The organism is Serratia nevei (assembly GCF_024160145.1).
GTDB lineage: Bacteria > Pseudomonadota > Gammaproteobacteria > Enterobacterales > Enterobacteriaceae > Serratia > Serratia nevei_A.
On the sequence record NZ_JAMYWQ010000020.1, the window covers coordinates 60302 to 73152 of the forward strand.

The window sequence follows — 12851 nt, forward strand, 5'->3', positions numbered from 1 at the left end:
GGTGTCCTCCGTTATTTCTTCTGCAGCAGATAGGCTTCGATGTTCTCGGTTCGCCGATAGGTCGCGGCCATCTGCTCTTGCATCCCATGCATCTGTGCCTCAGCGCGGCTCAGCTTGCTGATGAGTTCGGTGATCTGCGACTGGGTCGGTACCTGTTTCACCTGCGCTTCCAGCGTGGTGATGCGGGTGCGCAACTCCAGCAGCTCTTTTTGGCTGGCCGATTGACGGCCAATCAGCCAGGTATAAACGCCGACGACGGCCATCACTGCCCATTGCAGAAATGCCCAGTCAAAACGCAGTTCATCAATTGCCACAACTACCCCCTTGAATACATTGAATGATGTTTGCCAGACGACCGGCACACAGGCCGTACTGGTCGTAAACCGTTTTCAGCGCGACGGCGGCGGCGTCGGCGCTGTTATCGCCCGGCAGCGCCGGTGGTGGGCACCGTACCGCCAATTCGGCTGGCAATACCGTTTGTTGCGGCGGCAGCAGCACGCTGCTGGGCGGCGGCGAGTTGCTGCATGACGTCAGCGTCAAACTCGCAATTAACGCGACGAGCGGCGGTTTTTTTGAGGGCATCGCGGATCTCCCGAGTGGATTGGTCATCAGCTGCAGCACGGTCGGCGATTTGCTGCGCCAGCTGCTGGCTGGCGGCGTTGGCTTGCGCCGTCAGCTCTTTGGCACCGGCAATAAACTGGTTGAGGACGTCAGCAGCTTGGCGGGTCTGGCTTCGGGAACATTCCAGGCGCGCATCCGCCATCCCTTGCTTGCGGCCAGCCTCGAATCCCCCCCAAACGATCACGCCCCAGATGGCATAGCGAGCAATGAACTTCAGCCAGTCACTCATGGCAGACCCCCGAGCCCCAGCCAGCCCGCTCATAGAGCGGTTGCCACGCGTAAATGATGCGAGTTGGGTAGCCCCGGTTCTCACGGAAATTGGCGGCGGAGCGCCCGGCGTTCACGCTCTCGACCACGTTCCAGTAGCGTCCGGCGTCCAGGCCACGCGAGGCCGCCAGCTTACGGTCGCGTTGCACCCAGCCCAACCCGCCGTTGTAGGCCGAGAGCACATAAGCCCAGCGGTCGCACTCGGTCGCTGCAGTGATGCGGTCATAGTGCCAGCGGTCATAGGTCACCAGCGCCCGCATCGCCCAAGACGGGTTCAACGGCTGGTTATCACCGAGGGTTTTGGGGTAGATGCCCGCAATCCAGCCAGCCGTCGCAGGCATAAACTGCGCCAACCCGAGCGCACCAACAGGCGATTTTGCCGTGGCGCGCCAGGTCGACTCCTGATGGATTTGACCGGCGAACGTCGCCACCGGCGCATCTAGCCCCCAGACCACGCGAGCATTGCGGGTCAGTTCGCGCTGATATTGCCGCGCATCCTCAGGGATAGCAGCGGCCACCGGGTGGCAGGCGCTGAGCAGCAGAAACAGGCCAGATAACAGGCATCGCATGCTTATAGCCCCATCGTGACGCCGATACAAATGGCGGAAACAATCAGCGCCCGGCGCAGCAGCACAGCAGCAAACACCAGTTCGTAGCCGGTCGCGACAGGGAACTCCGGTTCGTTGCGTCCAGAGGGGATCGGCGGCTTACCCAGGGTATCTTTCCAGTCGTCGATCAGGTAGCTGCCGGGGCTGGCATACGGGAATAGTGCGCGGTCGAGGTGATAGCCGAGAATAGCTGCGATGGACACCAGCGATAATTTGTACAGCGTGACGCCGAGCTGCATCGGCGAAACGATAGCGATGGCGAGCAGCAGAACAATGGCAAGGATGATCCAGTTGCGCAGACGCTGGTGACGCAGGTTTTGCAGTAACGACATGGTGATGTTCCCTGTTGATATGTGAATAGACAGGGAACATTGTGCAATGCAGAGGGTTGGCGAGTAATTTGCCCTGGGGCAGAAGATACAGGTCTTGTTGGTTCAACAAAGTCTTAGTTGAGCAAGCTTTATGACAATACCTTAACTATGTTAAATAGGCGTTTACCTGTTTGAAAAAGACACAATATCGACATAATAACTAACGCAATGAGTCCCGCCACGAGAATCTCTTGCTGCTTTACTGTCAACATCAGACCGATTAAACAGCACAAAACCAATACCAGCAAAACTAAACACGTATCGAAAGCATCAGTCATTAGACGTTTATAATGCCCTGTTTTTTGCATGTTTCTTAGCAACGGCTTATCCAGCAATGATGCCAAAAGAGTGATGGCCGTAATAATGAAACCCAGTAAGGTGGCAAAAACACTGGAAATCGTTGTCATCAAATTTGAAACTGCAGGCGCAGGCATGTGGGGTAATTTAAACCAGTAAATCACCGCTATGACAACGCCTACAATCAACTTAATCAATAGGCCCGGAACCCTCAGCTCCAATATACGCATTGATACTCTCCCAATTTTCAGCATATGCCGTATCAATCAACCGATACATAGTGCCAGCTGGAGGAAAGCTGGTGTCAGTAACTACCGACTGGGTGGATACTATACGATCAGCGATCAAATCAACAGGATGGAGTACGCCATCTGCGTCAAAGACTTCGATGACTGCTTTTTTTGCTCCGAACTCCACCAATTCTTGCATAGCGAACTTAACGCTTTGGCGAAGTTTACCATCGCTATCACCGCGCCGAGTATTAATCCCCATGACAATTTGCATCGTATCTGCGCCAGCATCACCTAGTAACTCTAGTGTTTTCTGACTGAAATCAGTATCTGGGTAGAGGTCTGGGTTACGTGGTCGGGGGATTGTTAGCTGAATCTTTTTCATTCTGATATCCCCCCTCATCAACCTGGCAACAGCTTCTTTTTCTAATAGGGGAGCAGCTTTAACTCGGCAGTCAAAGATTGTTGCTAAAAACAGAGAAAACCTGTTAATGCCACAAGCCATAAAATTTCTATGCCATCCAACGATATTGTACTGTGGGTAAAACACAAAAAAATTACGCTCAATGATGCCCTCATCTTCCTCTAAGGGGATTGGAGAGGAGTGTCTTCCTGGGGCGCCCTTATCAGGGATATTAGAGTTACGAAACTTCCTTAACTCACCAACAAATGTCCCGTCTTCTCGTTTTTTAAGCCCCCATATCTCCCTTGTATAGCCTTCTCGATCAGAAGAACTTGGTGATGTTCCATCGACAACAGATTGGAAAGCAGCAGATAAAGACGCCAGCCTGGCAGATGGTTTAAATGATAATTGATAAAACTCAATACGATAATTTTTCACATCACTCATATAGTTCTTCCTTTCAATACTCTTAATATATTGCCCGAAGGTGTGATCACTTCCGCATCATTTTTTGAGAACAATTTCTGCCATCCCAGGCAGACAAAAACGTTAAATCATCAGCAATGCCTTTCTGTGCCCAAGGACAGATGACCCCCAACATACATCAGATTTAGTGTTGCAAATAGAAAGAGCGGCCTGTTGGGTGCTGGAACACCCAACAGGCCATCAACACCACAGCTACTACCTGTGAGTCGACCCAGGGCTCAGTCCGTCTCGCGAGACAGATTAAGCCTACTGCATTTTCATCATATGAAAAAGGCTTACAGTTTATGAAATCGACACCGATCATACCTTGGGTGGGCGGTAAGCGCCGCTTGGCTAAAAAAATCCTTCCTCAGTTCCCCGATCATACCTGTTACGTTGAGCCGTTCTGCGGCGCAGCAGCACTGTATTTTATGAAGCCGCCCAGCAAGGCCGAGGTGATCAACGACATCAACGGCGAACTGGTGAATCTGTATAGGGTGATCCAGCACCACCTTGAGGCGTTTATTCAGCAGTTCAAGTGGGCGCTGGTGAGCAGACAGATGTTCGAATGGTTGCAGATCACGCCAGAGGTAACGCTCACTGATATTCAGCGCGCGGCGCGGTTCTACTACCTACAGAAGCAGGCGTTCGGCGGTAAAATCGAGGGGCAAACCTTCGGCACGGCAACAACGTCACCGCCGCGCTTCAACCTGCTGCGAATTGAAGAGGATTTGTCACAAGCCCATATGCGGCTGGCACGTACCTGCATTGAGCATATGGACTGGGCCAAATGTATCCAGCGCTATGACCGGCCGCATACGCTGTTCTATTGCGACCCGCCGTACTGGCAGACTGAAGGGTATGGCGTGGACTTTGGGTTTGAAAACTACGTGTTGATGGCTGAGCTGGCCAGGTCGATGTCGGGCAACATGCTGATCTCAGTGAACGATATCCCTGAAATGCGGACTGCTTTTGCGGGGCTTCATATGGAGAGCGTCAGCATTCATTATACTCTGCAAGGTGCTGGCAGACCTGCTTCGCGACAGAAAGAACTTGTTATTAGAAATTGGTAGCACAGCAGACGGCGTTAAGCACGCCGTCTTCGGTTTATCAATGCAAACTTGGCGGATAGAATCTTGTCACATTATTGGTATCCGTATTGATTATGCATGTAGCCGAAGAGCCAACTAATGCACCATACTGATTTTGCAGTCTTAGCGTGAGAGGCGACCAAACGTAAGTGACCTCACTGCCATTAACAATACCGTTAATATCCTCAATCTCAGCATTTTCAGGATTTGCTGAGTCCATTTTTATCATGGTTTTGCACTTTTCATATGCGCTAACTTCGTATTCGGTTCTTGAACCAAGAAGCGGGGCAAGAAGCAAGGCCATGAAAACTCCTGCAACACCGATCAGGGCAACCAATACTATCGCTTTGAAATTTCCTATTTCTTTTTTTAGACGAAATCCACAGTTTGGGCATGCCTTTACTGTATCAGATACGTCCTTCCCACATTCCTTGCACGAAATTAGAGCCATATTTACTCCATTAAAATAGAAAAACTTACACTTTTAGTTCCCAATGGGAACAAATTAGCTCGCATTTTTTTTCTTCTGAAGTTCGGAAGAAAGCTCGTTTACTTTTTTTTCAAGCTCGATCATTCGCTGTTTTTCCTCAGCGCTTCGCATTAAATCTTTCCTTACTTCTGGATCTAACTGGTTCATTAGCTCCAACAATGTCAGGTCAGAACGGGAAAAGATCACATCTGCATTCGCCGGAGCTTGCGAATCAATCATAGCCTGTCCGCGTCCTGTGAGTAGCCAATCTAGCGAATATCCCCGTTCTTCAGACAGGTTTACGCAAATTGAATAAGGTATCGAATCGCGCTTTCTCCAGCTCGCAAGGGTTTGCCGATTTACATCTAACATTCTTGCCAGCTCACTATCGTTTCCGGCCCCGAGTAGTTCCATTAAGCGCGCCAAGACTGCGTCCACACTGTTTTTATTCATATTGCATAAAATCCACTTGATTTATTTGTTCTGAATAAGTACGCTTATTCGTAATGTTTACACAATAACCCAATAGGAACAACCAAGCTATGAACAAACGACAGATTCAGGCTCGTCTGATTGAGCGTGGTAGTAACTTTCGCCAGTTCGCGCTTGGTGCGGGTTACGAGCCGCGCACTGTCACTCAGGCGGTGAGCCGTTGGGCCGGTAAAAAAGAGCTACCGCGAGGCAGGCTGACGTACAAGATTTTGCGAGACCTGTCTGTCGCAATTGGCGGGGAAGTCACCCCTGGCATTCTCGGTAATGTGGAGTAAAGCATGAGCAAGAAACCTGGCACCTCATCATCGGCAACGCGCACGTTGCGCGTGCTGATAGCCCTCAAAGGTCACACGATGACAGGTCTGTCAAACGGTGAGCTGGCCAAGGCGTTGAACGTCTCACCAGCCAACATCAGCCGCGACTTAGCCACCCTGGTGGACGTCGGCCTCGCAATTCAACTCGACAACGGCCGCTACGCGCATAGCGTCAAAATGCTGCAAATCGCTACTGCGCATGCTGATCACATAGCACGTATGCAGTCTCGTATGAATGAAATCACCCAACGTATAACTGCTGGATCTCGATAAGGAATTAACAATGGCTCGTCAAAAATTACCGTCCACCGATCTGGTACCAGACTTGCAGTTGAGCCCTGATTTGGAAGCAACTCAGAACCTAATGGCAGCCGTTAGCGATCAGATGCATGAAGAGCGCGACCTGCTGAACCAACTCCTGGGGCAGGCGCAGATGGCTGATGCTTTCGAACAATTTTCGCGAACGGTTCGCACTTCTAAATTAGCTTTTGTTAAGGAAAACAAGCTGTACCGTGCTTTAAAGGGAATGAAAACTGCGAACGGTTCGCAGTTTTCTGGAACATGGGACGATTTTTGTCAGTTACTGGGTATGTCTAGGGACAAAGTTGAATTAGATATCGCCAACCTCAACACCTTCGGCGAAGAGGCCCTCGAGTCCATGTCTCGCATGGGCATCGGCTACCGCGAACTGCGCCAGTTCCGCCGCCTGCCGGAAGACCAAAAAAGCGCCCTTATTGAAGTAGCCAAGGAAGGCGACAAAACGGCGCTGCTCGAACTGGCCGAGGAAATGATCGCCAAGCACAGCAAGGAGAAAGAAGACCTCAAGACCGACTTGGAGATCAGCCGCCAGACGCTGGCCGAGAAAAAAGAACAAGTTAGCAAATTGCAGGACAAGAATGCCGAGCTGGACGAAAAGCTGCGCTATCGCGTCAAGCGCGAGACGCCGGAGGCTGAAGGCGCGCAAATCATCCAGGACGTCAACGTGCTGCAGCACGCCGTGTTGGCCGACCTCGTCAACCTGGAGAACGGCTTCACCGTGCTGGCTGAACACACCGAGCGTACCGGTATTGTTCATGTCGGCAGCATGGCCGGTCTTCTCAACGATATAGAGACCCGCCTGACAGCGCTGCGCCAGCAATTCAACCTGCCGGAGCACCAGCCTTTTGACCCGCGCCCGGACTGGGTGAGGAACGGTCTGGATAACGAGGAGAATGAAAATGCCTAATATCCCTGTCGTCGATAGCGTCGAGTCTCTGAATCACGCCCTAAAACACCAGGTGCCTGACATGTTGTGCGGCTTCACCATCAAAACCTACTTTGGTGAAATCACCGTTCATGACACGGATGCAGTACCGTTTTTTGAGGAAATGAAACGCCTCCTGGAAGAAAAAGTTCAGCAAATTCAGCAGCAGGAACAGTGATATGAGCGCAGCCCTGACCGAACGACTGGTTGCGATAGCGCAGGCTGCCCGCAATGCCGGGCACGGTGAGCGCGGCGCTATCTATGAAAAGGCCTGCGTTGAGCTGGGTATGTCCCGCGCAACGCTGTTACGAAAAATCAAGGAGGTCGCGATGACAGACACACGCAAACGCCGCACGGATGCGGGCACCAGTGCGCTGACGCGTGAGGATGCCATGATGATCTCCGCACTGTTGACAGAATCCACCCGCAAGAACGGCAAGCGCCTGTATGCAGTCGCTGATGCGGCTGCTGAACTGCGGGCCAACGGCATGATTACGGCCGAAGTGGTTGATGAAAGCACGGGCGAGGTCCGCCCATTGTCCGAGAGCGCTATTGTCCGCGCCATGCGTTCATACGGCGTACATCCCGACCAGTTGATGGCACCGGAACCGAGCACCCGATTGGCCAGCCTGCACCCCAATCATGTTTGGCTGGTCGACGCGTCTCTCTGCACCCTCTACTACCTGCAGAACGGAAAGAAAACCACCGGCCTGCAGGTGATGGACAGCGCTGAGTTCTACAAGAACAAGCCGAAGAATCTGGCGCGTATCGCTCATGATCGCGTCTGGAGCTATGAAATCACCGATCACACCAGCGGCTGGATTTACGTCGAATACGTCCTCGGTGCCGAGTCCGGCGAGAACCTGTGCTCGGTGCTGATTAACGCCATGCAGGAGCGCGGCGGCGCAGATGTGCTGCACGGTGTGCCGAAAATTCTGTTCATGGACCCCGGCTCTGCCAACACCGCCGCCATGACAAAAAACCTGTGCCGGGCGCTGAGCATCGAGATGATAGCCCACAAGGCGGGGAACGCCCGCGCGACCGGCCAGGTCGAGAAAGCCCGCGACATCATCGAACGCAAGTTCGAGCCGGGCCTGAAATTCGTCACGGTGAACAGCCTGGATGAGCTGAACGCGATGGCGAAGAAGTGGCGCAGCCATTTTAACGCCACGGCTATCCATAGCCGCCACGGCTTCTGCCGCAACGATATCTGGTTGCGCATCACCGCCGAGCAGCTGATTAAAGCCCCCTCAGTGGAGGTCTGCCGCGAACTGGCCGTCGCCGCACCGGTACGCCGTAAAGTGCAGTCCACACTGGAAATTCCATTCCAGAGCCGCAAGTACGATGTGTCTGGCGTCCCAGGCGTGATGATTGGCGAGTATGTGATGGTGACCCGTAACCCCTGGCGCACCGATGTCGCTCAGATTGTGCTGACCGGCGAGGATGGTCACGAGGTGTTTCACCTGGTTGATGAGGTGCCGGAGAACGAGTTTGGGTTTGCGACCAACGCCGCGATTATCGGCGAGGGTTACCGCAAACCGGCGGATACCGTCACCCAGCAGGTCAATCAGGAGATTGAGCAGATTGTCACCGGCACCAACTCTGCCGATGCCGCAGCGGCGGCGCGCAAAGCCAAGGCGCTGCCGTTCGGGGGGCAGTTTGACCCATATCGCACGATTGACGACACCGAGCTACCGTCCTATCTGCCGAAGCGCGGCCAGGAGTCGGATGTGCGGGGCCCGCGTATTGAACAACGGCCATTAACGCACGTTGAGGCAGCAAAAGCGTTGCGGGAGGTATTCACGGCGCAGGGCCGGGAGTGGCAGGCACAGCACTATAACCAACTTGTTCAGCGTTTCCCGGACGGCGTACCTGCGGACGATATCGACACGATCGCCGGTGACCTGACAGGCAAGCACACCGTGACGCTGAGCGTCGTTAACGGCCAATAGGAGGCAGCATGTTGGTACTGAAGGCGATGATGCAAGAGCACGGTATTGACCAGCAGATGGTCGCTGACGCGGCCCAGGTCTCTCAACCGACCATTTCGCAGATAGTGAACCACGGCATCTGGCCAAAACGCCGCACCGCAGAGGTGCGGGAAAGCATCAGCCAATTTTTAGCAGCGCGCGGGCTGGACACAGCTGGCGCATTTGAAGAGGTGCAGGCGGCGGACACCGCCCGCACCAGTGTCTCGCAACAGGCAAATAAGGAAGGAGACGACAATATGTTACTCGCAAAGCAGGTATTACATCCAGCAACGAAAAAGCACTTCGGTTTATTCCGCGACCCGTTCGCCGACGACGCCCTGCAAGGCTCTGAAGATGTGTTCACGACCCCGGATATTCGTTACGTCCGCGAGGCGTTGTTCCAGACTGCGCGTCACGGCGGGTTCCTGGCGGTGGTCGGTGAGTCCGGCGCGGGCAAGTCCACGCTGCGCCGCGACCTGATTGAACGCATCAACCGCGAAAACGCGCCGGTGATTGTGATTGAGCCCTACATCATCGCGATGGAAGACAACGACAACAAGGGCAAGACCCTGAAAGCGGCGTCGATCGCCGAGGCGATCATCAACACCCTCGCACCGCTGGAAGGCGTCAAACGCAGCCAGGAGGCCCGGTTCCGCCAACTCCACCGCGTGTTGAAAGACAGCAGCAACGCCGGTTACAGCCACGTCCTGGTGATTGAGGAGGCCCACTCGCTGCCGCTGCCGACGTTGAAGCACCTCAAGCGGTTCTTTGAGCTGGAGAACGGCTTTAAAAAACTGCTCTCCATTGTGCTGGTCGGCCAGCCGGAGCTGGCGATGAAGCTGTCAGAACGCAATCAGGAGGTCCGCGAGGTGGTACAGCGCTGTGAAGTTGTTGAGCTGCTGCCGCTGGATACCCAGCTGGAGGCGTTTTTGACGTTTAAGTTTGACCGCGCCGGTAAGCCGATAAAAGAGGTGCTGGACGCCAGCGCAACCGACGCTATTCGCGCCAGGCTCAGCAATAACATCGGCGGCCGTAAAGGTGTTGTTAGCTTGTTATACCCGCTGGCTGTCAGCAATTTAACCATTGCGGCAATGAACCTAGCCGCACAAATCGGTGTGCCGATGGTTAATGCCGACGTAATTAAAGGTATTTAACTATTAATTAATGCGGTCGGAGGGATTATGCGCACTACTCATAAATTATCGTTGGTGGTGGAAAGCGAGGGAATTCAAATAGCCATTATCACCACAAGCAAAGCGGTAACCACATTATCTGCCCAGGGAATTACGGTTAAACGTATCGACATCGAAGAAGGCCGCCGACCGACGGTGGTCATTCACCCAAACGCCACCACGCGCAGAATGGTGGCCCAGGGTAAAGCGGTTCGATATTCAACGGGCACCGATGAACAGGGCCGCTATCAAAAATTCCAGTACCAGCTGGACAGGTGCCGGGTCGTTTGGGAGGAGCGCGGTAATGGGTGAGAAAATAAAAGTCAGTATTACCGCCGATATGCATATTCACCTGGATAAAACGGTAGAGATGGACAAGACCGACTTTGACGAATACCAGCGTATCTGCTCTGAAGGTGTCGACCTGGATTCACGCATAGGAGAAATAGCCAGCAAATACGATTTGAATATCAACGACAGCAGTTTCGAGAATGACCCGGAAAATATCACGTTCGAAATAGTTAAATAACCAACCACACGAAAGGTATTTAAAAATGGCAAAAGGTAAAAAGCGGCTTAAAGCTGCGGCGGTTCCGTACGCCGCGCAAACGAAAGCTGAGGTAATTGACGGTATTAAATCCCTCGGAGATTTACAGCGTCAATTAACCCGTATCGAAACGGAAATGAATGACCAGATTGCAGCGGTAGCGCAATTCCATTCGCCGGAGATTGAACGACTGAAGGCCGAGATAAGCGGTCTGCAGCAAGGCATCCAGACCTGGTGCGAGGCCAATCGCACCGAACTGACCCAGGACGGAAAAACAAAGACCGTCAATTTAACCACCGGCGAGGTGATTTGGCGCAACAGGCCACCGAGCTGCACGATACGCGGTGCCGAGGCTGTTATTGCTGCTCTGAAAAGACTCAAGCTGACTCGGTTTATTCGTTCCAAGGAGGAAATTAATAAGGACGCGATATTAAACGAACAGGCGGCAGTAAAAGATATTCCGGGCATCACCATTAATCGCAACCTGGAAGATTTCGCCATAGTGCCATTTGAACAGGAGATCGCCCAATGAGCCTGCAATGCAAAACCTGTAGCGAAGACGTAGATGAGCTCGATTCCGAGCAGGCAACCATTACGCAGGGGCATGACGGCACCTGGTGTGTGGACCTTATCCTGGCCTGCCCGCATTGCGGGCAAACCTACAACGCGTTTGTGCCCACCAGCGAGCTCCAGCCATTACCTCACGATGATTACTCGGAGGGGATATGTCTATAGCGACTAACCGTTCGACGTTGTACCGCATGGCCATGAAACGCTTTGGCCCAGACTCTCAACTCCTGAAGCTGGCCGAGGAGGCCAGCGAACTGAGCACTGAGGTTTCACGCAACCTGAACGGCTTGAGCGACGAAATGAAGCTGGCCAGCGAGATGGCCGACGTGGAGATCATGATCGAGCAATTTCGACTAAATGGTCTTGATACGGCCATCGATTTCCACAAACAGCAAAAGCTCATGCGGCTGGCAGAACGCCTGGGAGTTAACTATGACCCACAATAATGAAAAGTATCTGGCGAAGATCAAGAAGCTGCTTAACCTGGCCAGACGCAGTACCAACAGCAATGAAGCCGCGAATGCGCTGAGCCAGGCTCAGGCATTAATGCGCAAGCATAGTCTCACTGAGACGGATATTGACCTGATGGAGATTGGTCGCGCCAGCAGTAAAGGCGCACCATCGCAGGCGCAGAAAATACCGGCCTATATGAGCGCCCTGGGCAGAATGGTTTGCCGTGCATTTGGTGTGGCGTGCTATTACGAATATGCAAGTGCGTTCTATTCGAATAGCAGTGGTCGCCGGACGGTTATTTTTTATGGTCCCAATGAAAGGCCTGAAATTGCAGCATATGCATTTGACGTCTTGTCGCGCCAATTAGTAAAAGCACGTCGTGAATTTACCGCGAAGATGCGGCGCAATATAAAGCCCAGCACCAAAGTTTCCCGCGCCGATCAGTTCTGTGAGGGGTGGGTAAACGGTGCATACTGTGTTATCGATTTATACCGCGTTTCCGAGCCTGAAAAAACGCTAATGACGGCCTATTACAACCGCATGGACGACGAAATGGAGTTCGAGAAGCTTGCCCCTCGGGCTGCAAAAAAATGCCGTGGCGCTGATGATGCGGCTGATGCTGGTTACTGGGCGGGTAAGCAGGCGCAACTGCATCAAGCTGTGCATGGCCAGGGAGTTTCTTTGACTGGTATAGGAGTTAAATCATGACCATTTCGCGAGGGGCAACGTGGTTATTAATGGCGTTATTCTGCGCCGTATTCTGGTCAGTGAGTATTTGGGGCAGTTATTTATTAATTGAATGGGTGGTGTCGCTAATAAAACACGCACGGGGGTAATGTGATGAACCGTATTAACCTGGTAAAATTAATTCATGTCGCCAAACGTGACCGTCGCCTGGATGACGATACCTACCGCCAACTGCTCGATAGCTATACGGGTTTAAGCTCAACGAAAGAAATGACCATCAAGCAATTAGAGTCTGTGATGGACGCGTTTTATGGTCTGGGGTTCAGGCCGGTATTTAAAAAGCCTGGAAGGATTACGGCGACAGACGAGCAATCGAAGAAAATCCGGTCCTTGTGGCTGGAGATGTTTGAGGCGGGGTTTGTCCGTGATAGTTCAGAGCGTGCGATCAATGCGTATGCTCACCGTATAACAGGTGTAGGTCGGCTGGAATGGCTGGGAACGGATCAGGCCAGTCGTGTTATCGAGACGTTGAAGAAGTGGCAGAAACGCGAGCTGAAGGCTCAAGCTGCATTGCAATAACT

The 12851-nt window shown here is 52.8% G+C and carries 22 protein-coding genes; 13 read left to right on the top strand and 9 right to left on the bottom strand.

The genetic code is table 11. The features are described from left to right. Positions 1-11: 11 nt before the first annotated feature. The 7 genes from M6G53_RS15075 to M6G53_RS15100 all read right to left on the bottom strand — a co-directional run bounded on the left by M6G53_RS15075 (position 12) and on the right by M6G53_RS15100 (position 3244). Positions 12-314 (bottom strand): DUF2730 family protein, encoded by a 303-nt coding sequence (locus tag M6G53_RS15075; RefSeq protein WP_041033422.1) that lies wholly within the window; start codon positions 312-314, stop codon positions 12-14. Beyond that, a complete protein-coding gene (locus tag M6G53_RS25675; RefSeq protein ID WP_436286524.1) occupies positions 304-498 on the bottom strand; it encodes a hypothetical protein in 195 nt (64 codons plus the stop codon). Before M6G53_RS25675 ends, M6G53_RS15075 begins: the two co-directional genes overlap by 11 nt. Then, positions 419-850, bottom strand: a complete 432-nt coding sequence (locus M6G53_RS15080; RefSeq protein WP_253332636.1) for a hypothetical protein — start codon at positions 848-850, stop codon at positions 419-421. Before M6G53_RS15080 ends, M6G53_RS25675 begins: the two co-directional genes overlap by 80 nt. Next, entirely contained in the window at positions 843-1457 is a 615-nt protein-coding gene (locus M6G53_RS15085; protein WP_253332638.1) for a transglycosylase SLT domain-containing protein, read from the bottom strand. Before M6G53_RS15085 ends, M6G53_RS15080 begins: the two co-directional genes overlap by 8 nt. Positions 1458-1459: 2 nt before the next feature. Next, positions 1460-1828, bottom strand: coding sequence for a putative holin (locus M6G53_RS15090; RefSeq protein WP_253332640.1), 369 nt, complete (start codon positions 1826-1828; stop codon positions 1460-1462). 128 nt (positions 1829-1956) lie between these two features. Then, positions 1957-2361: a hypothetical protein gene (locus tag M6G53_RS15095; RefSeq protein ID WP_253332642.1), complete on the bottom strand. Its 405-nt coding sequence runs from the start codon at positions 2359-2361 to the stop codon at positions 1957-1959. Next, positions 2354-3244, bottom strand: coding sequence for a hypothetical protein (locus tag M6G53_RS15100; RefSeq protein ID WP_253332643.1), 891 nt, complete (start codon positions 3242-3244; stop codon positions 2354-2356). Before M6G53_RS15100 ends, M6G53_RS15095 begins: the two co-directional genes overlap by 8 nt. Positions 3245-3567: 323 nt before the next feature. Between M6G53_RS15100 and M6G53_RS15105 the strand changes: the two genes are divergently transcribed. Further along, entirely contained in the window at positions 3568-4335 is a 768-nt protein-coding gene (locus tag M6G53_RS15105; protein WP_253332646.1) for a DNA adenine methylase, read from the top strand. 37 nt (positions 4336-4372) lie between these two features. On the opposite strand, the gene M6G53_RS15110 is transcribed toward M6G53_RS15105, so the two are convergent. Next, entirely contained in the window at positions 4373-4804 is a 432-nt protein-coding gene (locus M6G53_RS15110; protein ID WP_072271104.1) for a zinc-ribbon domain-containing protein, read from the bottom strand. Positions 4805-4858: 54 nt separating this feature from the next. Further along, positions 4859-5275: a helix-turn-helix domain-containing protein gene (locus M6G53_RS15115; protein ID WP_060446703.1), complete on the bottom strand. Its 417-nt coding sequence runs from the start codon at positions 5273-5275 to the stop codon at positions 4859-4861. A gap of 89 nt (positions 5276-5364) precedes the next feature. Here M6G53_RS15115 and M6G53_RS15120 point away from each other — a divergent pair, with 89 nt between their 5' ends. From M6G53_RS15120 to M6G53_RS15175, 12 genes are all read left to right on the top strand, one after another. After that, on the top strand, positions 5365-5589 hold the full coding sequence (locus tag M6G53_RS15120; protein WP_041033437.1) for a hypothetical protein: 225 nt from the start codon (positions 5365-5367) through the stop codon (positions 5587-5589). Positions 5590-5592: 3 nt separating this feature from the next. Continuing rightward, positions 5593-5901, top strand: a complete 309-nt coding sequence (locus tag M6G53_RS15125; protein WP_253332649.1) for a helix-turn-helix domain-containing protein — start codon at positions 5593-5595, stop codon at positions 5899-5901. A 10-nt stretch (positions 5902-5911) separates the two neighbouring features. Then, positions 5912-6853 (top strand): hypothetical protein, encoded by a 942-nt coding sequence (locus M6G53_RS15130; protein ID WP_253332651.1) that lies wholly within the window; start codon positions 5912-5914, stop codon positions 6851-6853. Further along, a complete protein-coding gene (locus M6G53_RS15135; RefSeq protein ID WP_253332653.1) occupies positions 6846-7049 on the top strand; it encodes a hypothetical protein in 204 nt (67 codons plus the stop codon). The genes M6G53_RS15130 and M6G53_RS15135 overlap by 8 nt, the downstream gene beginning before the upstream one ends. 1 nt (position 7050) lies before the next feature. Next, the gene (locus M6G53_RS15140) at positions 7051-8823 is read left to right on the top strand and encodes an integrase (RefSeq protein WP_253332655.1); all 1773 of its coding nucleotides are present in this window, start codon (positions 7051-7053) and stop codon (positions 8821-8823) included. 8 nt (positions 8824-8831) lie between these two features. Continuing rightward, complete coding sequence (locus M6G53_RS15145) at positions 8832-9995, top strand: AAA family ATPase (protein ID WP_253332657.1); 1164 nt, start codon at positions 8832-8834, stop codon at positions 9993-9995. 27 nt (positions 9996-10022) lie between these two features. Continuing rightward, positions 10023-10325 carry an HI_1482 family protein gene (locus M6G53_RS15150; protein ID WP_154232791.1) on the top strand — a complete coding sequence of 101 codons (303 nt, stop codon included), beginning with the start codon at positions 10023-10025 and terminating at the stop codon, positions 10323-10325. Then, on the top strand, positions 10318-10542 hold the full coding sequence (locus M6G53_RS15155; protein ID WP_253332659.1) for a hypothetical protein: 225 nt from the start codon (positions 10318-10320) through the stop codon (positions 10540-10542). The genes M6G53_RS15150 and M6G53_RS15155 overlap by 8 nt, the downstream gene beginning before the upstream one ends. A gap of 25 nt (positions 10543-10567) precedes the next feature. Next, complete coding sequence (locus M6G53_RS15160) at positions 10568-11092, top strand: host-nuclease inhibitor Gam family protein (RefSeq protein ID WP_253332661.1); 525 nt, start codon at positions 10568-10570, stop codon at positions 11090-11092. Positions 11093-11285: 193 nt separating this feature from the next. Further along, positions 11286-11576, top strand: coding sequence for a nucleoside triphosphate pyrophosphohydrolase family protein (locus M6G53_RS15165; protein WP_253332663.1), 291 nt, complete (start codon positions 11286-11288; stop codon positions 11574-11576). Then, positions 11563-12291 carry a DUF2786 domain-containing protein gene (locus M6G53_RS15170; RefSeq protein WP_253332665.1) on the top strand — a complete coding sequence of 243 codons (729 nt, stop codon included), beginning with the start codon at positions 11563-11565 and terminating at the stop codon, positions 12289-12291. Before M6G53_RS15165 ends, M6G53_RS15170 begins: the two co-directional genes overlap by 14 nt. Positions 12292-12423: 132 nt before the next feature. Then, entirely contained in the window at positions 12424-12849 is a 426-nt protein-coding gene (locus M6G53_RS15175; RefSeq protein ID WP_253332667.1) for a gp16 family protein, read from the top strand. The last annotated feature ends 2 nt before the right edge of the window (positions 12850-12851 follow it).